Origin of the sequence: Cupriavidus pinatubonensis, from assembly GCF_019602855.1 — a bacterium.
In the GTDB taxonomy this organism is placed as follows: domain Bacteria; phylum Pseudomonadota; class Gammaproteobacteria; order Burkholderiales; family Burkholderiaceae; genus Cupriavidus; species Cupriavidus pinatubonensis.
Genome location: NZ_CP080767.1, coordinates 1238890 through 1256060 on the forward strand (window position 1 = coordinate 1238890; position 17171 = coordinate 1256060).

General features: G+C 61.6%; 22 protein-coding genes and 1 pseudogene. 17 read left to right on the forward strand and 6 right to left on the reverse strand.

All coding sequences use genetic code 11. From position 1 onward, the window contains the following. Positions 1-24: 24 nt before the first annotated feature. Entirely contained in the window at positions 25-801 is a 777-nt protein-coding gene (locus tag K2O51_RS35215) for a response regulator (RefSeq protein WP_245001927.1), read from the forward strand. Here the strand turns inward: K2O51_RS35215 and K2O51_RS35220 are convergent. Then, positions 716-1429: pseudogene (locus K2O51_RS35220) on the reverse strand (cyclic nucleotide-binding domain-containing protein); the annotation flags it as partial. The gene K2O51_RS35215 and the pseudogene K2O51_RS35220 sit on opposite strands and share 86 nt — an antisense overlap. A 62-nt stretch (positions 1430-1491) precedes the next feature. Then, the gene (locus K2O51_RS18275; RefSeq protein ID WP_220631464.1) at positions 1492-1779 is read right to left on the reverse strand and encodes a response regulator; all 288 of its coding nucleotides are present in this window, start codon (positions 1777-1779) and stop codon (positions 1492-1494) included. 282 nt (positions 1780-2061) lie between these two features. On the opposite strand from K2O51_RS18275, the gene K2O51_RS18280 reads away from it, so the two are divergent. From K2O51_RS18280 to K2O51_RS18305, 6 genes are all read left to right on the forward strand, one after another. Next, positions 2062-2484, forward strand: coding sequence for an Hsp20/alpha crystallin family protein (locus K2O51_RS18280; protein ID WP_220631653.1), 423 nt, complete (start codon positions 2062-2064; stop codon positions 2482-2484). 26 nt (positions 2485-2510) lie between these two features. Beyond that, positions 2511-2975: a CBS domain-containing protein gene (locus tag K2O51_RS18285; protein WP_220631465.1), complete on the forward strand. Its 465-nt coding sequence runs from the start codon at positions 2511-2513 to the stop codon at positions 2973-2975. 81 nt (positions 2976-3056) lie between these two features. Then, positions 3057-3701: a BON domain-containing protein gene (locus K2O51_RS18290; RefSeq protein ID WP_220631466.1), complete on the forward strand. Its 645-nt coding sequence runs from the start codon at positions 3057-3059 to the stop codon at positions 3699-3701. A gap of 60 nt (positions 3702-3761) precedes the next feature. Continuing rightward, a complete protein-coding gene (locus K2O51_RS18295) occupies positions 3762-3974 on the forward strand; it encodes a DUF2188 domain-containing protein (protein ID WP_011297331.1) in 213 nt (70 codons plus the stop codon). An 88-nt stretch (positions 3975-4062) separates the two neighbouring features. After that, positions 4063-4668 (forward strand): nitroreductase family protein, encoded by a 606-nt coding sequence (locus K2O51_RS18300; protein ID WP_166486993.1) that lies wholly within the window; start codon positions 4063-4065, stop codon positions 4666-4668. Positions 4669-4697: 29 nt separating this feature from the next. Beyond that, on the forward strand, positions 4698-5324 hold the full coding sequence (locus tag K2O51_RS18305) for a phosphoribosyltransferase (protein WP_011297333.1): 627 nt from the start codon (positions 4698-4700) through the stop codon (positions 5322-5324). Here K2O51_RS18305 and K2O51_RS18310 read toward each other — a convergent pair. After that, positions 5299-5766: a rhomboid family intramembrane serine protease gene (locus K2O51_RS18310; RefSeq protein ID WP_011297334.1), complete on the reverse strand. Its 468-nt coding sequence runs from the start codon at positions 5764-5766 to the stop codon at positions 5299-5301. The two genes, K2O51_RS18305 and K2O51_RS18310, sit on opposite strands and share 26 nt — an antisense overlap. A gap of 290 nt (positions 5767-6056) precedes the next feature. Between K2O51_RS18310 and K2O51_RS18315 the strand changes: the two genes are divergently transcribed. The 3 genes from K2O51_RS18315 (at position 6057) to K2O51_RS18325 (ending at position 7775) form a co-directional block, all read left to right on the forward strand. Then, complete coding sequence (locus K2O51_RS18315) at positions 6057-6560, forward strand: BCAM0308 family protein (RefSeq protein WP_011297335.1); 504 nt, start codon at positions 6057-6059, stop codon at positions 6558-6560. A gap of 30 nt (positions 6561-6590) precedes the next feature. Next, positions 6591-7265 carry a dienelactone hydrolase family protein gene (locus K2O51_RS18320; RefSeq protein ID WP_220631467.1) on the forward strand — a complete coding sequence of 225 codons (675 nt, stop codon included), beginning with the start codon at positions 6591-6593 and terminating at the stop codon, positions 7263-7265. Positions 7266-7400: 135 nt separating this feature from the next. Beyond that, a complete protein-coding gene (locus tag K2O51_RS18325; RefSeq protein ID WP_011297337.1) occupies positions 7401-7775 on the forward strand; it encodes a TraR/DksA family transcriptional regulator in 375 nt (124 codons plus the stop codon). 22 nt (positions 7776-7797) lie between these two features. Here the strand turns inward: K2O51_RS18325 and K2O51_RS18330 are convergent, their stop codons facing one another. Further along, a complete protein-coding gene (locus K2O51_RS18330) occupies positions 7798-8058 on the reverse strand; it encodes a hypothetical protein (protein WP_220631468.1) in 261 nt (86 codons plus the stop codon). A 120-nt stretch (positions 8059-8178) separates the two neighbouring features. Next, complete coding sequence (locus K2O51_RS18335) at positions 8179-8445, reverse strand: hypothetical protein (protein WP_140952280.1); 267 nt, start codon at positions 8443-8445, stop codon at positions 8179-8181. 692 nt (positions 8446-9137) lie between these two features. On the opposite strand from K2O51_RS18335, the gene K2O51_RS18340 reads away from it, so the two are divergent. From K2O51_RS18340 to K2O51_RS18350, 3 genes are all read left to right on the forward strand, one after another. Beyond that, complete coding sequence (locus K2O51_RS18340; RefSeq protein ID WP_041679883.1) at positions 9138-9623, forward strand: hypothetical protein; 486 nt, start codon at positions 9138-9140, stop codon at positions 9621-9623. A 161-nt stretch (positions 9624-9784) separates the two neighbouring features. Continuing rightward, positions 9785-12184: a phosphoenolpyruvate synthase gene (gene ppsA / locus K2O51_RS18345; protein WP_220631469.1), complete on the forward strand. Its 2400-nt coding sequence runs from the start codon at positions 9785-9787 to the stop codon at positions 12182-12184. 390 nt (positions 12185-12574) lie between these two features. Then, positions 12575-13438 (forward strand): purine-nucleoside phosphorylase, encoded by an 864-nt coding sequence (locus K2O51_RS18350; RefSeq protein ID WP_220631470.1) that lies wholly within the window; start codon positions 12575-12577, stop codon positions 13436-13438. Positions 13439-13520: 82 nt separating this feature from the next. Here the strand turns inward: K2O51_RS18350 and K2O51_RS18355 are convergent, their stop codons facing one another. Next, a complete protein-coding gene (locus K2O51_RS18355; protein WP_011297343.1) occupies positions 13521-13982 on the reverse strand; it encodes a universal stress protein in 462 nt (153 codons plus the stop codon). 273 nt (positions 13983-14255) lie between these two features. Between K2O51_RS18355 and K2O51_RS18360 the strand changes: the two genes are divergently transcribed. The 4 genes from K2O51_RS18360 to ald all read left to right on the forward strand — a co-directional run bounded on the left by K2O51_RS18360 (position 14256) and on the right by ald (position 17131). After that, positions 14256-14696 (forward strand): universal stress protein, encoded by a 441-nt coding sequence (locus tag K2O51_RS18360; protein WP_140953604.1) that lies wholly within the window; start codon positions 14256-14258, stop codon positions 14694-14696. 2 nt (positions 14697-14698) lie between these two features. Beyond that, positions 14699-15277 (forward strand): carboxypeptidase-like regulatory domain-containing protein, encoded by a 579-nt coding sequence (locus K2O51_RS18365; RefSeq protein WP_220631471.1) that lies wholly within the window; start codon positions 14699-14701, stop codon positions 15275-15277. Between the two features lie 414 nt (positions 15278-15691). Continuing rightward, positions 15692-16006, forward strand: coding sequence for a GYD domain-containing protein (locus K2O51_RS18370; protein ID WP_011297346.1), 315 nt, complete (start codon positions 15692-15694; stop codon positions 16004-16006). A gap of 9 nt (positions 16007-16015) precedes the next feature. Beyond that, complete coding sequence (gene ald, locus K2O51_RS18375; protein ID WP_011297347.1) at positions 16016-17131, forward strand: alanine dehydrogenase; 1116 nt, start codon at positions 16016-16018, stop codon at positions 17129-17131. Positions 17132-17171: the final 40 nt, after the last annotated feature.

Sequence of the window (17171 nt, forward strand, 5' to 3'; positions counted from 1 at the left end):
CAGGCAACCTGACGGAGATATGGAATGTACAAGAAGATTCTCGTGGCAGTCGACGGCAGCCACTGCAGCGACCTGGCCCTGGACCATGCGATCGGACTGGCCGCCCTCTGCGACTCCGACCTGAAGGTCGTTCATGTGATCGGATTCCTCTGGAAAAAGGGATATGAAATGACGCGCGTGCTCATTGCCGATGACCATGCCGTCGTGCGCGACGGTCTCAAGCATATCCTGGAGCGCGCCGGCAAATTCGATGTGGTAGGCGAAGCCGCCGACGGCAGCCAGGTCCTGAAGCTCGTGCGCGACTGCGCGCCGCAGGTGCTGCTGCTCGACTTGTCGATGCCGGGCCGCAGCGGCCTGGAACTGATCCGCCTGTTGCGGGACGAGCAACCGGCGCTGCGCATCCTGGTACTGACCATGCATGCTGAGCAGCAATACATCGTGCGCGCGTTCCAGGCCGGTGCGGCGGGCTATCTGACCAAGGAAAGCGCTGCGACCGAGCTGGTTTCTGCGATCACCCAGGTGGCAAGCGGGGGCACGTATGTCAGCCAGGCGATTGCCGGCAAGCTGGCGACCAGCCTGCAGGAACATCAGGACGAAGCACCGCACTTGCGCCTGTCCGACCGGCATGAGCAACGTCATAGGTTTATCGCAGATCGAGTGCTTCAAGATCCAGCAGTTCGATCTGCTTGCCCTGTACCCGAATCAGTCCTTCCTGCTGGAAGCGCGACAGCGTGCGGCTCGCGGTCTCCAGGGTCATGCCCAGATAACTGCCGATGTCCTCGCGCGTCATGCGCAACGTGAAGCATGTCGGCGAATAGCCCCTGCGCTGCAGGCGACGCGAGATGTTGAGCAGGAAGGCCGCCACGCGCTGCTCCGCCGTGAGGTTGCCGAGCAGCATCATCTGGCCGGTCTCGCGCACGATTTCCGCGCTCATCATCTTGTGCACCTGTTGCTGCAGCGATTTGACTTCGCGGCAAAGGGCTTCCAGCAGGTGGAACGGGATCACGCAGACGGCGCTGTCTTCCAGGGCAATGGCGTCGCAGGTGTGGACCTCTGTCGAAATGCCGTCGAGGCCGAGCGTTTCGCCAGGAAGGAAAAAGCCGGACACGCATTCCCTGCCGCTAGGGTGAGAGAGCACGGTCTTGATCGAGCCCGAACGCAGCGCGTAGATACTCTGGAACGGATCTCCGGCGCGGTAGAGCGCTTGACCTTGCCTGACCATCTTCCAGTTCTTCACCACGCTGTTCAGGCGCACTATGTCCGTCTCGTCGAGGTTGGACGCCATGCAGATGTGCCGGAGCATGCAGGTGGAGCACTGGGCACCCGGCTTCGGTGCGTTTTCGGTGGACAGCCTTGCATGGCGGTCAAGGGGGGCGCTGATCGCGTGCTGCTCGAGGTCGGCCGACGGCGAATCACTGGTTCCGAACATCGTTGTCTCCAGATGGCGGTGCTATCAGGGGCGCGTCTGCTGGCCCCGAGAGCCCGGTACTCCTATGGTTCGCTGCTTCTTGGTGCTGTGCCGGAGATCTCCAGCAGAGCGGTGCGCAGTTTGTCGACTTCCAGCGTCTTGTCGAAGCAATAGCTTCCGCCGGCCCGCAGGCAGGCCTTGCGCATCAGCGCAGACCCGCTGTTGGACAGCACGATCAAGGTGCTTTCCGGCAGCTTTACTGTGAGCAACCGGACGTGCCGCAGGCTTTGTCCGGTGCGCAGTCCGACCAGCACGATATCGGGACGAAGCGCCTCGAGTACCGGCAAGTCGGCTTCGGCATCCGTACCCACTCCAAGTCGTGGAGTTGGGTGCGGTGGCTCATGTCCGCAGTATCGTCGCCGGCCGCCCCTTTCGAAATCAGGCGGGGCTGAGACTGGTGTCAGGCTTGAAGCATGCGCTGTCAGGTTTACCTGACAGCGTCGCGGCGGATTCCGACTTCGGCAATGTCGCTCCAGCGCCGCATGGAAGTCGATGCAGCGGCCTTGATGCAGAACAAACGCCCGCGGCGCTCAACTGCCAATCTGGAAGCAGCCGGCCTTTCCGGTTCTGTTCCAGTCTTCAAGGAGATCACCATGACCAACCTCAGGCACTTTGATCCGTTCTCTGTCGAACCCATCAGCGACATGCTGCAGGGCATGCTGCGCTCATTCCGCGGGACTGCGGACAACGGTCTGGCATTCAAGGTCGATGTGTCGGAATCGGAGAGCGCCTACACCCTCGCCGCGGAACTGCCTGGTGTGAAGAAGGAGGACATCGACGTATCCGTCGATCGCGGCACGGTGATGATCAGCGCAAAGGTGGAGAAGTCCTCCGAGCAAAAAGAGGGCGAGCGCGTGATCCGGCGCGAGCGCTACAGCGGCTCGATGCAGCGTGCCTTTACGCTGGACGCCAACATCGACGAGGGCAAGGTCGAGGCCAGCTACGACAATGGTGTGCTGCGCGTGGTCCTTCCCAAGAAGGAAACGTCGCCGCAACAGCGGATTACCGTGAAGTGAAACCCTCTCTGCAAAGGAGTGCGGCAATGAGAATTGACGAGCTTTGTACGCGTGAACCTGTCCATATTCCGCTTTCCTGCACATTGCAGGAAGCCGCAGTGCAAATGCGTGACCAGCATGTGGGCTCATTGATCGTCACGGAAGCAACGGCGTCAGGCACGCGGGTCGCTGGTGTGCTGACCGATCGCGATATCGTGCTTGGCAGCACGGCGGCCGGGACAGACCCTTGCACCAATCAGGTGGGGGACATCATGACGCGCGGGCTGGTCACAATCGGCCGCCACAACGGTGTTGCCGATGCGATGCAGTTGATGCTCTCGCATGGTGTGCGCCGGCTTGGCGTGCTCGATGGTGAAGCGCTCATCGGAGTGATTTCGATGGACGACATTGTCGGCGCCATGGCGGCGGAGTGGGGCATGCTATCCACGATCATCAGCAATGAGCAGGAGCGCGAGCGCACCGGCCATACCCAATCGGCGCTTCATGTCTGAACCATTGCAGGAATGGCGGACCTCGCCGCCGCACAGGCGCGTCGCATGCCGTTCCTCAAATCCATGTTGTGAGATGTCTCGATGAAAACCGATCTTCAACTCAAGAAGGACGTCACGGAAGAGCTGGACTGGGATCCCGCCATCGACGCGGCAGCCATTGGCGTGGAGGTACGCGAGGGCGTGGTAACGCTCAGCGGTCACCTGCCCAGCTATGCCGAGAAGCTTGCAGCCGAGCACGCTGCGGAAAAGGTCTCTGGCGTGCGCGCGGTGGTGGTGAACCTCGATGTCCGGCCCACGGGGGAATTCAGCGATGAGGCGATTGCCACCGCCGCACGGGATGCTCTGCAATGGCATGTGCACGTGCCTGCCGATGCGATCAAGCTGCGTGTCGAGAAGGGCCGCGTCACGCTGACGGGCGAGGTGGAGTGGGGGTACCAGAGCAAGCTTGCCGAGCGTGCCGTGTCGCAGTTGCGCGGTGTGACCGGTGTGACGAACCATATCAAGATGCGGATGCGCCCCGCGCCCGACGATGTGGTCGAACGCATTGAAGCTGCGTTGCGCCGGCATGCCGAGCGTGAAGCGAAGCACATCAATGTCTCGATGAAAGAGGGCACGGTGACGCTGAGCGGCCGGGTAGATTCACGCGCGCAACGACTGGCCGCAGTTGGTGCGGCCTGGTCCGCGCCCGGGGTTGGCGCCGTGGTGGACGATCTGGAATTGTCCTGAAGCGCGACGGGGAGGTGAGCGCGCAGGCGCCCACCTCCCCCGAATGAGCGTGGTGGCGCGATGCCTTGGAATTCCAGCTACTTTCCCATCTCGATGAAGAACCTTCAACCCGAAGTCAGGGCGAAAGCGATCGCGATCGCCAATGCGCTGCTGGAACAGGGTTACGGTGAAGGCATGGCGATTCGCATTGGCATCGCGCAGGCGCATCGCTGGGCCGAGCGCCATGCCGTTGAAAACGCCGCCATGCGTTCGCCGGCACACTACCGGCCATGAAACGTGCAGCGCGCAGCGCAGCGAACACGACGGCCGGCGCCACCTGTTTCCGCACGATGCCAGGGCCCTCGAAATTCAGGAGCGTGACGTGACCCATCCCATCGTTTCATCCGAAGTCCCCGTGGAATACATCAACCTGCCGGAGCCTCAGACCGAAGGCGGCATGCCGTTGATGACCGCGCTTCACAAGCGCCGGTCTGTCCGCAGCTTTGCACAGCGTCCGCTGGACGAGGCACTGCTGTCCACGCTCTTGTGGGCGGCATTTGGCATCAACCGGCCAGATACCGGCTTGCGCACTGCGCCATCCGCACGCAACTGGCAGGAGATCGACGTGTACGTTGCCATGCCGGACGGGCTCTATGCACTCGAACCGGCAGCGTGGCGACTCAGGCTGGTGACCGGCGAAGACCTCCGCGCGGCCACCGGCCTACAAGACTATGTATCCACTGCGCCGCTTGACCTCGTCTATGTCAGCAGGCTGTCGAAGCTCGACGAGACTGACAAGCCGATGCGTCAGTTCTATACCGCGCTGGATACCGGCTACATCAGCCAGAACGTTTACCTGTTCTGTGCCGCATCGGGCTTGGCCACGGTGGCGCGGGGGCTGCTGGATCGGCGCGCGCTCGCAAAGGCGATGCGGCTGGACCCCGACCAACGCGTTGTCCTGGCCCAAAGCGTTGGTTTTCCCGCATGACTCAGCGAGGGCCGCAGAAGGAGGACAACATGCCGTTCATCGACAGGGAGGACGCCGCCAGGCAACTGGCGAAGGCGCTGCGCCGATACGCTGGCAAGCATCCGCTTGTGCTGGCTGTTCCGCGTGGAGCCGTCCCCATGGGCGCGATCGTTGCCGAAGCGCTCGACGCGGAGTTCGACGTCGTGCTCGTACGCAAGCTTGGAGCACCAGGGAACCCTGAACTTGCTATCGGCGCTGTGGACGAGAGTGGCTGGACGTATCTGACTCCCCATGCCGCGATGTACGGTGCGGACAGCGTATACGTTGACCGCGAACGGGCCTGCCAGCTTGAAACGCTGCGCCGCCGCCGGGCCATGTACACGCCCGGGCGTGACGCCGCCAGCGTGGCGGGCCGTGTGGTGATCATCATTGACGATGGCCTGGCGACCGGCGCTTCGATGATCGCCGCACTGCACGCCGTCCGGGAGCAGCAGCCTTCACGCCTGGTATGCGCAGTGCCGGTAGCACCTCGGCAGACGCTGGAGCGCCTGCGTCCGTATGCGGATGAAGTGGTCTGCCTCGAATCGCCGCCAGCATTCCGCGCAGTCGGTGAGTGCTATGGCGAGTTTCCGCAGGTTGAAGACGAGCAGGTCATTGCCTGTCTGATCGCGCGCTGAGACGGGAGCATGCCAGCCGATGACGTCGATTCAATAGCCCGAACACGGCGCCGGAAGCACCGATGGTGGGCATGTGTGCCGGCGCAATATAGCCAAGCACCGCCAACTGGATCAAACCGGCGCTGACCAGGCTTGCCAAATAGACAGCGAGCATGCGGCCGGGCCCGAGACTTGCCTCGACGCTCCGGCCGAACATCCACAGGCCGAGCATGTTGAACGCCAGGTGTGCGAGGTTGGCATGCAGGAAGCCATAAGTCAGCAACTGCCACGGCGCGAACCCGACCTCACCGTCCGCCGGCATGCCAAGTATGGGTGGCCATAGTGCGAATTGCTGTGCCAGAGCACCGTCTGTCGCCACCTCGCCAGAGAACGCAACGATGTTCAGGAGAATCAAAAGCGTCGTCATGTCCGGTCTGGCCCCTGGCTCTGCTTCCTCAAACATAGGCAAGCCATGGCAACGGAAATTGCTCGGTATCAACGAATGTGGAAACGCTTGGCCGTGGTATTTGCCCGAAACTGGGTCAGTCCTTCCCTGTGTACGCCGAGCGCCGGTGCAATTTCTTTGATCCAGCTTAAGTCGTGGTCTGGCCGGGCGCATAGCTTATCCCTATGTGACCAGCGGTTGCCGCCACCCCGAAACCTGGCCGAAGTTGACGCCGCCAGGTGCACCATCTTCACCTGCACGCCTGGCGTTTAGGCGCGCTGAAGAATCCCATCAACGAGGAGCCCAACATGAAAGTCCGCGCACAGTTCGTGAAAGTCCGACCCGTTCGGTGGAGTCCGTTTCCGGTCGAGCACATTTCCGACCGCTACAAGCAGCCCGCCGCCGCGCCAACTGTGGCGACCTGTCCCGTCTGCCACGCTGTCTTCATGCGGGGCCACTGGCAATGGCGCCCGGCGCCCTCCGGCGCGGCACACCTGGTGTGTTCGGCATGCGCGCGCACCGCTGACGGCATTCCGGCGGCGCGGGTGGTGCTTGCAGGCGGCTTTGAGGGCACCCATCGCACGGAGATCCTCGCTCTTGTCCGCCATAGGGAAGCCGGGTTGCGCGCGCAGCATCCGATGGAACGGCTGATGTCCATCGATTCCGACGACCAGGGCACCGTCATCGCGACCACTGGCGTGCACCTTGCGCGCGATATCGGCAATGCCATCCATCACGCTTACCGCGGCAAGCTTGCGATCGACTACGACCATGCGGAAACCGAACTGCATGTGAACTGGCACCGGGATTGATCGGAGCACCCGAACAAGAAGGGGGCGCGAATGAAACTCGTCACTGCGCAGCAGGTAATGATCCACGCGGATGACGTGGTCCTTCCGGGGGAGTTGGCCATGCCTGACGCAGCCCGCGGGTTTGTACTGTTCGCCCACGGTAGCGGCAGTTCCCGCCATAGCCCGCGCAACCGTCTGGTCGCGTCGATGCTGCATGATGAGGACATCGGTACCTTGCTGTTCGACCTGTTGACCCCGGAAGAGGATATTGGCCTGAGGCGGCGTTTCGATATTGCGCTGCTGAGCGACAGGCTCAGCGCTGCGACGGAATCGATTGAACGCCTGGCAGGGCAGCGCGATCTTCGACTTGGCTACTTTGGTGCGAGCACCGGCGCGGCCGCCGCCGTGCGTGCCGCCGCGGCGGCGTCGGCGCATCTGCGCATCGATGCCGTGGTGTCCAGGGGCGGGCGTGTCGATCTGGCAGGTCATGACGCACTCTGCCGCCTCGCGTCTCCGCTGCTGATGATTGTCGGGGAAGCCGATCCGGTCGTCGTCAACCTCAATGCGCGCGCGGCGGCGTGGATATCCTGCGAGAAGCGGCTGGAAGTGGTTCCCGGGGCGACCCACCTGTTCGAAGAACCGGGTGCGCTCGAACAGGTAGGGCGGCTTGCGGCCGGATGGTTCGCGCGCCATTTCGCCGCAGCAGAAGCGGAAAGCGGCACATAGCGCCTTGCTGTCCTGGGCATTCCCGTTCCAGCATCTCTCCATATGGATGCCGAGTCATACATCTCGGCATCGCGCAAAGCACCAGAGTTCGACATACGAGCAGAAAGCGATGATGAAGGATCAAGGAGACCTGTCATGCCCGAGTTGACAACGCAGGAGTTGGCGGCCCTGGCCGTGCAACTGGACGCCAGCGAGGCCCGCATCCGGGATGCCGTCGGGACGGCAGCCTCGCCGCTTGCGGGCCCAATGCAGCGGGAGGCGCGAGACGATGCTGACCTGGCGGAAGAGGAAGTCGTACAGCGCCAGGCGGACGCGATGCTGGAACATTACCGCACGGAACTCGCCGACATACGGGCGGCCAGGGAACGCATGAAGGCGGGGCAATACGGCACGTGTACGGATTGCGGCGAGGCGATACCGTATTCGCGTCTGCAGGCTTACCCGACCGCCAGGCGATGTGCTGACTGCCAGCGCGGGCACGAACGTCTGTTCGCTCGTGATCGTCAGTAAGGCGTGGCGCCCCGCAGGTATGCTATTCGTGACTAAGATCCATGCCGAAGCCGCCAGCCAGTTCACAGTCGATGGCGCCGGCCGCATACGCGAACAGCCAGTTCTCTGCTTCCTGCGGCGTTGCGGGCGGATGAAGCCAGTCCGGCGTAAAGCGCACGCCCATATCGCGGTTCGGCCCGCTGATCTGGACGCGACCGACTGAACTCGACGCGCCCGGAGCCATGCTATCGGGCACGAAGATCACAATCCGGAATCCTTTGTACGACCGTTCTCGTTCTGCCATTTGATCCTCCACTGACGGATTGGAGCCGACGTGGCCTGGACTTCCGCATCGCAAAAAATAGAACGAGGGCGCGTACAGGCGTGCGCGCCCCCGGCCATGGGTTCAGGACGGCGAAGGCGTTTAGGGAAGATCGTACTCCCGCATCATCTCGGCGGTGATGGCTTTGACTGCGGCCTGGCATGCTGGCGTGACGCCGGGGAAGGCTTCAATGCGCCAGTTGCACCCGCTGTTTGTGCCGGGGTCGACGCGTAGCGGGAGCGGAATCTCCGAATCACGGCAAGCGTCGACAAGGTCGGCGTTTTCCTGCAGTCGACGCAGGATTTCATTGCGGATCTGCTCCGCGCTGCTCCACGCGAGCGACGGCCAAGCGGCACTGCGGATGGTCACGCTGTTCAATGCGGGACGCGAATGCGTGGACCTGCCAGTCCTTTCCAATTCGAGACCGGTTTAGTGTGCGGCGAAATCCACGGCTGCGCCCGCAGATTGGCACACCCTCTGCCCCCACAACTATCACGGACTTCAGTCGTCACTCCCCTAGGCCCGCATGACGTGAGGAAACTGGTTGGCGTCAGGCCAATGCGACTCAGGGTGCGACGCAGACGCGAGGCTTTGTTGACACGCATCAACCCAGCTCACCTGGCGCGCGCTACGTTTGAACAAACCGTGCCGAACCAAACTCGCCCCTGTATTGGGCTAGGTCTGTCGCGGACAACCGCGATTTCGTCTTTGAGCTTAACCACGGCAAAGATGGCCGATATCTTTACCCTCACGGGCAGACAATGGCCCACACGCCTAAGTGCAACTAGCGAGCGAACGAGCATGGGGGTTGGCGGAGGTTCAGGCAGCCTCACAGGACTGGGGAGGCGATCCGCGCATAGGCGATCAGTGGAGCGCGGACGTCATCGTAATGGGTACGGGGAGGCGCTAATTGGGCTCCGTCTCAGAGCCAGTCACTACAAGGTCGGTTCGCCCAGTGCTGCTGGCGAAGGATCGATCTAATGGCGACCCACCCTGTACAGTCGGCTCCCATGTTGACCGGAAATCGGGGCCGTTATCGAGATTCAGAGGAGGACAGGCATATGCGGATCTCGAAAGGAATTGGAATCGCGATATTGTCGCTGTTGGCCGTGCTGGTGGCAGCGGGTTGCGCGACGCGGACGGAACCTGCGGAAGACCGCGTGCAGATCATGGAGCAGCGGGGTATTCCCTACGCCTGTGCCAGAGACGATGAAGCCGGCAGGCGGGCCATGGAAGATGTCGCCCCGCGCTTTAATGTTCGACTCAGCATGATCGATGCGGGCAGCGCCAGGCCGCTAAGCGGGGCGACCGTGGTCGTGGCCAGCGCCGATGGCAAGCGGTTACTGCACATTGTCGCCGGTGGTTCACTGTTATACATGCGGCTCAAGCAAGGTGCGTACCGACTCACGGTCGGATACCAGGGTCGTGACCAGGTGCGAGACATCGTCGTGGCGGACCACCCACAGGACATGACGTTCCGATTCCAGGTGAATGCGCTAGAAGATGACTGGCTGCTTTGTACGAGCACGAGTTGCCCGTGCCGCTGAGATGAGCCGCCGCTTGGCGCGTTAACACCGCTTGCATTGCGCCACGAATGACGCCGCTGCCCCCGCGCCGACCTCACGGTCTGACGCTGATGACAGGTGCGGCGTGCAGCCTATGCCGATAAGGTCGTTGCGCGTCAGGTGGAAGACTAGAGGAGCAGTTGATGGCTATCAATACCACGCAGTTAGTCTGGTTTGAGGAACTTCGGCGTGCCGACATCTGGCGCGTGGGCGGCAAGAACGCCTCGCTGGGTGAACTGTTAGCCAGCCTGACAACTCACGGCATCCGTGTGCCCCCCGGGTTCGCCATTCCTGTCGACGCTTACTGGAATTTCCTTGAGGCAAACGGCTTGCGCGCAGTGCTGTCATCAACGCTTTCTGCCCTTGCCAGCGGAAAGCTCACTCTGTCTGACGCAGGGCAGAAGATGCGCCGCACAATCCTCACCGGCGAGTGGCCTAGAGAGACCGCTCAGGCGATTGGGCAGGCCTATGCCACCCTGAATAGGCGGACCGGCCAGTCCAACGTGGACGTCGCGGTACGTTCCAGTGCCACCGCCGAAGATCTTCCGGAGGCGAGCTTTGCAGGGCAGCTGGAGTCCTATCTCAACATCAGAGGCGAGCACGCTTTGCTCGACGCCTGCCGCCGTTGCTACGCGTCCCTTTTCACCGATCGGGCAATCAGCTACCGCCAAGCGAAGGGAATCAATCACCTGCAGATTGGGCTGTCCGTCGGTGTGCAGCGCATGGTGCGCTCTGACCTGAGTGGCGCTGGTGTGATGTTCTCCATCGATACCGAAACCGGCTTCGATAAAGTGGTTCTCATCAACGCGGCATGGGGGCTGGGTGAGAACGTCGTCCAGGGAGACGTCGATCCCGACGAGTACGAAGTGTTCAAGCCGTTGCTGTCAGATCTTTCCCTCACGCCTATCGTCGGGAAAAAGCTGGGCACCAAGGCCAGGAAGCTCATATACACAAGCGATTCTACCTGCCCGACAAGGAATGTATCCACGACCTCAGGAGAACGCGAAGCTTTCGTGCTGAGCGACGAGGAAATCCTCACGTTATCGCGTTGGGCCTGCGCGATCGCCGATCACTACCGCCAGCCCATGGACATTGAATGGGCGAAAGACGGCAAAACGGGAGAGCTATTCATTGTGCAGGCCCGCCCTGAAACCGTCCAGTCACGACGCGAATCAAGTGCGATCAAGACCTATCGTATCAAGAAAGCTGGCATGCCATTGGTTACCGGTGTAAGCATTGGTGATGCCATCGCGACCGGTCCTATTTGTGTCATCGAGAATTTGCGAGAGATGGGGCGCTTCGTCGATGGCGCTGTGCTCGTGACACGGACGACCGATCCCGACTGGGTACCTGTAATGCGGCGCGCGGCTGCAATTGTCACCGACCAGGGAGGGAGAACTTCCCATGCGGCGATAGTCAGCCGGGAGCTAGGGCTTCCCGCAATTGTCGGGACGGGCAATGCAACTGGCGTGCTGCATGAGAAACAGGATGTGACGGTGTCTTGTGCCGAAGGCCGGGAGGGCTTTGTTTACGAAGGTATCGCCGAGTACGAAGTCGAGGAGATCGATTTTGGCAGTATCCCGACGACCCGCACCAAAGTCATGCTGAATTTGGCAAATCCGGCGGCAGCATTTCGCTGGTGGCGAATGCCCGCCGACGGCGTCGGGTTGGCGCGGATGGAGTTTGTAGTGAGCAACCATATCAAGATCCATCCAATGGCGCTGGCGCGCTACGACACTCTCAAGGACGACACAGCAAAGCGAACCATCGCTGAGCTGACGGCTGCTTACGCCAGCAAGACAGAGTACTTTGTGAGCCGGCTCGCGCGTGGATTGGGAAGGATTGCCGCCGTGCAATATCCGCGACCTGTGCTCGTTCGCATGAGCGATTTCAAGACGAATGAATATGCGCGGCTGATTGGTGGAGCGCAGTTCGAACCTACGGAGGAGAACCCCATGCTTGGATTCCGTGGGGCTTCAAGATACTATTCACCCCTCTATCGGGATGGGTTTGCCTTGGAGTGCCAAGCGATCGTCCGCCTGCGCAAACAAATGGGCTTAAACAATGTCATTGTCATGATTCCCTTCTGCCGGTCCACCAAAGAAGCGGACCTGGTGCTCGAGGTAATGGCGGAGAATGGCATCGTGCGCCACAAGGATGGACTTGAGGTCTACGTGATGTGCGAAATTCCGTCCAATGTCATCCTGGCAAAGGCTTTCGCCCAACGCTTCGACGGCTTCTCGATTGGCAGCAATGACCTGACACAGTTGGTGCTCGGCGTGGATCGCGACTCGGCCAATCTTGCTGGCTTGTTCGACGAGGAAGACGACGCGGTCAAATGGATGATCCGGAACGTTATTACACAGGCGCATGAGGCCAACGCCCACGTGGGCTTGTGCGGCCAAGCGCCGAGTGATCACCCTGATTTCGCCGGATTCCTTGTCCAATGCGGAATCGACTCGATCTCCGTGACCCCCGACAGCTTCCTGGCAGTTAAGCGCGCCGTTGCTGCGGCTGAAGCAGCTATCGCGTCAGTACGCTGAGCAGCGCTGGACCGAGTGCGTGTCGCATCGCTGCTTTGATATTCGGCAACAACAGCCAAGGCCTATTGGTTCTACATGCGCCGCTCAGCAATTTTGAGCAGCGCCTGCATGGGCTTGCTGCCAGGCAGTTGGGAGGTCTTCGCCTCATCCCCAGCTTGGGGCCTCCCGGCGCGGACACGAAACAGGCTGCCAACACGCAGCCGGTGAGAGGCGGGTAGGGAGATGATCTTTGGACCTGGGCAGCAGTACCTGTGCGAGCGATCCGGCGGTGGGTTTTCCTTGTCGATCACCGCCTGTGCCAAGCATTGCTGCCTCGGCCGCTCTTGCTTCCACCGAAAAGCGAGCGATGCCATTTGATGATACCAACCTCGACATACGGGAGCAGGTGCCATGACTCTCACGCTGCCATCGTCGGCGGACGCGCCTGATCAGACCGAACAGGCAGTTCAACGAATTCGTCAACACGTCGGCGAATTCCGTCCCCAGATTGGCATGATTCTTGGCTCCGGGCTCGGTGGTTTGGCGCGAGCGATCGAAAATGCCATTGCCATTCCCTATGCGGCGCTGCCGGGATTCCCGCAATCCCTGGTTGAAGGCCACGCCGGTGAAGTCGTTCTGGGCCGGTTGGGTGGGGTGGAATTGATGTGCATGCGAGGGCGGCAGCATTTCTATGAAGGGCATGGCACGACGGGTATGACGCAGGCGGTCCGTACAATGAAACGGATGGGATGCGACCGGTTATTCGTGACCTGTGCAGCTGGCTCGCTCCGCCCCGAATTGGAACCTGGCCGGTTGGTAGCGATCAAGGACCATATTAATCTGCTCCCCGGCAATCCATTGATCGGCCCCAACGATGACCAAATCGGGCCCCGTTTCTGCTCTATGGCGAACGCGTACGACACGGTCTTACGGCAAGGGTTGCAAGATGTCGCGCAGGCGCTGGGACTGCCTTGGGCTGAAGGCGTCTACGTTGCGTTCAGCGGCCCGACATTCGAGACCGCTGCCGAGATCCGAATGATGCAAGTCATCGGTGGCGACGTCGTGGGCATGTCGACAGTTCCGGAGGTGATCAGCGCACGGCATTGTGGCCTGCGCGTGCTTGCCATTGCTTGCATTACCAACCTGGGCGAGGGGATCGGAAATGAAGTCCTGTCTCACGAGCTGACGTTGCAGTATGGATCCATGGCCTTGGTAGACCTGCAGCGCCTGATAGTGGGCTGGTTCGAACAACAGGCCGCCACAGCTAAGCGTTGAGAGCGGGACATATCTGGCGATTTCCTCTCGCCTCCATTGCGCCAACCAATCTGCCGAATAGAGCCACCACCAGAATCGCCGGTCATGTTTCGTCTTCCGGTTCGCTGCGGACAAGAAGCACGGGCTTGATGCTCTGGCTTACGACCCCCTGTGCAACGCTACCCATGACAACGCGTGCCACCCCGCGGCGCCCGTGTGTACCAAGGGCGATTAGGTCCGCGTTGCAGGTGGCCGCACGCGACAGTATCGTCTGGGCAATGCGCCCTTTTGCCACAGGTTTTTCAATCAGCTCCACCGAATGGCGCACGCCAGCAGCTTTCAGGAGAACTCCGCATCCGCTAAGGATGTCTTGTCCATAAGCCTTCATGTTCCGGAGCAGGTCCTCGCGGTTGATGAAGGCAACCTCTAGCAACGCTTCACTGTCGTCGACGACGTAGATTACCTTCACTTCGGCGTTGCTGCCCTTTGCAAGATCGATGACGGCCAAGAGCGCCAGGCGAGACGCATGACTGCCGTCGACCGCAACGAGAATCTTTTTGTACATACCACTTCCTCCAGGTTCATCAGCATCGATGGGGTGGCGCCGCACATGCTATGAAGGCTAGATGGCGCGTGGTCGACCGGGTTGACCCACCGCAAATCTCCCGGCGTGGACCGTTGTGGCCAGGGCCAAGCCAGTAAGCTGATATGCATCAAGGACTGTCGGCTCAGTGGATATAGCTTGAAACAGAGTGGACAGGCGGATGTGTCCTGCGACTTCGCGCCGGTCGATTCAATGCGGTGCATCAGGTTTGGCTGCTTTCGAATGGAGGATGCGATGCAAAATATTGTCCTGGCAACTGATGGGTCGGCCTACAGCGATGCTGCTGCTCGATGCATTGCGGAACGGAAGTTGTTCCGTGACGACATATGCGTGCATGTGGTGCATTGCCTGCCCGACGTGTCAGGCGAGGTGAAGGCCTATATCAACAGGCAGGACATCGAAGCCTGGCATACCGACGAAAGCAGCAAGGTCATGAAGTCCGCCATCGACATCCTGCAGGGGGCAAACGTGCAAACACTCTGGCACGCCCTTGTCGGCTTCGCGCCCGAGCGCATCGTCGCATACGCCACCGCGGTCAAGGCCGAGGCGATCGTCATGGGTACGCACGGACGCGGTGCATTCCTCGACGCCATCGTGGGGTCGGTAGCAAGCCGCGTGATAGCACATGCGGCATGCCCCGTGGTCCTCGTCAGGGCTCTGCGTAGGCAGGAGTAGCCATGGTTGAGACCACTATTTCGTTGAGAAGAGAGCAGTCCTCGCAGCGTATCGTGCGCGGTCTGGCTGTGCCTTTGTGTTCAGCTGCCGTGGCCGGCATGATGCTGCTTCAGGCGGCCGTTGCCATGACGCTGCCCACTAACGCTCCCCCGCTGAGGCAAGCGGACGGGATCGAATATCTCTCGGGCGGCATTGGAAGCGACGAGGCCAGCGTCATGCGCGGCCTTGCCCCACAGTTCAAGGTACGGTTGCGCTTCCTCGACAGCGCCGACGGCAGCGCATTGTCAGATGTATCCGTCACGCTGTTCAACGCTCAACGGGACATCGTTCTGCAGGTGGTCAGTGAAGGGCCATACCTCTACCTGAATCCACCTCCAGGTCCATATCGCGTGCTCGTCCGCTACGGCAAGGCGATTGCATGCCATCACTTCCACGTAGCTGCGCACGGGCATGCGACCGACCTTGTGCTGCGCCTGCCGGCACGTGCTCTCGCAGGGGACGCGCAGCTGGCGACACCCGGGCCCGACGGGCGCGCTGGGTGCCGTGGCACCACCCCATGCTGTGGGGCGGGTCGGTCTTGAAGGATCAGGTAGCGGCGCGCGGGTGGCCAAGTTGCTGTTCTGCGAAACACTGTGCCGCCAACAAACTCGAGCCCGCGCGGGAGGAAGTTGTGACGGCACATCATTCGGGCCTTTTTCGCTTATCCGCTGGTGCAGCAGGTCTTGTCGGCGGCGGAATCGCAAGGCCTGAAGATCAACGAGTACGAGTACGGCCTCCTTCGCGTGCTCTCTATGGAAAGTCCGGCGTCCATGGCACACGCAACCGTGAATTATCGTATCGGAAACGCGGGAATCCGAAGCTTGGCGGCGCACGCCTGAACGTGCGGTGGTTCGCTTGCTGGAGAAGTTGCGCTGAGACAAAGCCCGGCCCCCAGTGGGGGCTAGGTTGTAGCTATGCGGCAGCTATCCGGGGCCGCCAGTCAAAAGGAGTGGCAGATGCCGATCTTCATCATGGAAACTCGTGTATCGGTGGAATCGTTGCGGCAGCCCCGGTCGTTCGAGGCGCTCGAGCGCGGTGTCGCAGGTTATCTAGAGAAGGCTTGTCCTGACGTTAAATGGCTGGGCAGCTACGCCACCATCGGGCCCTATGACTATCTCGATATCTTCGAGGCCAACGATATCGAAGCGGCCATGCGTGTGTCGGTCCTGGTGCGTGCGTATGGACACGGCGAGGCCACGATCCATCCTGCCGTCGACTGGGGGCGATTTAAGCATCTGGTCCGGAATCTCCCGGAATTGCCACCCGTGTGAGCCACCCTTATGCGAATCGGCGTCCCCAGGGAAATCAAGGACCAGGAGTACCGCGTCGGACTCACCCCGGCCAGCGTACGCGAACTGGTCAGCCGCGGTCACCAAGTGGTGGTGCAGGCCGGTGCCGGCGCCGCAATTGGCCTCACCGACCATTCCTACAAGCTGGCCGGTGCCCAACTGGCCGGGGATGCCGAGGAGGTATTCGCCTCGGCCGAGATGATTGTGAAAGTCAAGGAACCGCAACCGTCGGAGCGGGCACTGCTCAAGCCCGGACAGATTCTGTATGCATATCTGCACCTGGCGGCGGACCGCGAGCAGACCTCGGAGCTGGTGAAATCCGGCGCGGTCTGCATTGCCTACGAGACCGTGACAGCCCCGGACGGCAGCCTTCCGTTGCTGGCGCCCATGAGCGAAGTGGCCGGCCGCATGTCCGTGCAGGTGGCCGCCGCCTACCTGGAGAAGCCGCGAGGTGGCATGGGCGTGCTGCTGGGCGGCGTGCCAGGGGTTGCCCCGGGCCATGTGGTGGTGATCGGGGCCGGCGTGGTGGGCGCCAACGCGATCCAGATGGCCGTCGGCATGGGGGCGCGTGTCACAGTGCTGGACCGCAACGTCGATCGGCTGCGGCATCTGGGGCTTGTCTATGGCAATCGGCTAGTCACGCTCTACTCCAGCGCAGACGCCATCGAGCGCGCGCTGCTCACGGCCGATGCGGTTATTGGCGCAGTCCTCGTGCCGGGCGCCGAGGCCCCCAGGTTAGTGACGCGCGCCATGGTCGCCCGCATGAAGGGCGGCTCGGTAGTGGTGGACGTGGCGATCGACCAGGGGGGCTGCTTCGAGACTTCGCGTCCCACCAGCCATTCGGATCCGACCTATGTCGTGGACGGGGTGCTGCACTACTGCGTGACCAACATGCCGGCGGCTGTTGCCAGAACATCCACGTTTGCCCTGAACAACGCCACCATCGGCTATGCAATGGCGCTTGCTGACAAGGGCTGGTCCCGTGCGCTCAAAGAAGATCCTTGCCTGCGCGCCGGGCTGAACATCTGTCAGGGCAACGTTACCTATGCCGCCGTCGCAAGCGCCCATGGTTGCACGTATGTGCCCACGGAACGGGTGCTCGGATGAGCCAGGCCGAAGGCCGCTCTTTCGCTCTTTGACAACGGCG

Coding starts and splice junctions, on each gene's coding strand:
- K2O51_RS18370 (WP_011297346.1), top strand. CDS start 15,692: ATGCCGATCTTCATCATGGAAACTCGTGTATCGGTGGAATCGTTGCGG.
- ald (WP_011297347.1), top strand. CDS start 16,016: ATGCGAATCGGCGTCCCCAGGGAAATCAAGGACCAGGAGTACCGCGTC.
- K2O51_RS18305 (WP_011297333.1), top strand. CDS start 4,698: ATGCCGTTCATCGACAGGGAGGACGCCGCCAGGCAACTGGCGAAGGCG.
- K2O51_RS18340 (WP_041679883.1), top strand. CDS start 9,138: ATGCGGATCTCGAAAGGAATTGGAATCGCGATATTGTCGCTGTTGGCC.
- K2O51_RS18280 (WP_220631653.1), top strand. CDS start 2,062: ATGACCAACCTCAGGCACTTTGATCCGTTCTCTGTCGAACCCATCAGC.
- K2O51_RS18350 (WP_220631470.1), top strand. CDS start 12,575: ATGACTCTCACGCTGCCATCGTCGGCGGACGCGCCTGATCAGACCGAA.
- K2O51_RS18290 (WP_220631466.1), top strand. CDS start 3,057: ATGAAAACCGATCTTCAACTCAAGAAGGACGTCACGGAAGAGCTGGAC.
- K2O51_RS35215 (WP_245001927.1), top strand. CDS start 25: ATGTACAAGAAGATTCTCGTGGCAGTCGACGGCAGCCACTGCAGCGAC.
- K2O51_RS18285 (WP_220631465.1), top strand. CDS start 2,511: ATGAGAATTGACGAGCTTTGTACGCGTGAACCTGTCCATATTCCGCTT.
- K2O51_RS18310 (WP_011297334.1), bottom strand. CDS start 5,766: ATGTTTGAGGAAGCAGAGCCAGGGGCCAGACCGGACATGACGACGCTT.
- K2O51_RS18355 (WP_011297343.1), bottom strand. CDS start 13,982: ATGTACAAAAAGATTCTCGTTGCGGTCGACGGCAGTCATGCGTCTCGC.
- K2O51_RS18315 (WP_011297335.1), top strand. CDS start 6,057: ATGAAAGTCCGCGCACAGTTCGTGAAAGTCCGACCCGTTCGGTGGAGT.
- K2O51_RS18330 (WP_220631468.1), bottom strand. CDS start 8,058: ATGGCAGAACGAGAACGGTCGTACAAAGGATTCCGGATTGTGATCTTC.
- K2O51_RS18320 (WP_220631467.1), top strand. CDS start 6,591: ATGAAACTCGTCACTGCGCAGCAGGTAATGATCCACGCGGATGACGTG.
- K2O51_RS18360 (WP_140953604.1), top strand. CDS start 14,256: ATGCAAAATATTGTCCTGGCAACTGATGGGTCGGCCTACAGCGATGCT.
- K2O51_RS18295 (WP_011297331.1), top strand. CDS start 3,762: ATGCCTTGGAATTCCAGCTACTTTCCCATCTCGATGAAGAACCTTCAA.
- K2O51_RS18365 (WP_220631471.1), top strand. CDS start 14,699: ATGGTTGAGACCACTATTTCGTTGAGAAGAGAGCAGTCCTCGCAGCGT.
- ppsA (WP_220631469.1), top strand. CDS start 9,785: ATGGCTATCAATACCACGCAGTTAGTCTGGTTTGAGGAACTTCGGCGT.
- K2O51_RS18325 (WP_011297337.1), top strand. CDS start 7,401: ATGCCCGAGTTGACAACGCAGGAGTTGGCGGCCCTGGCCGTGCAACTG.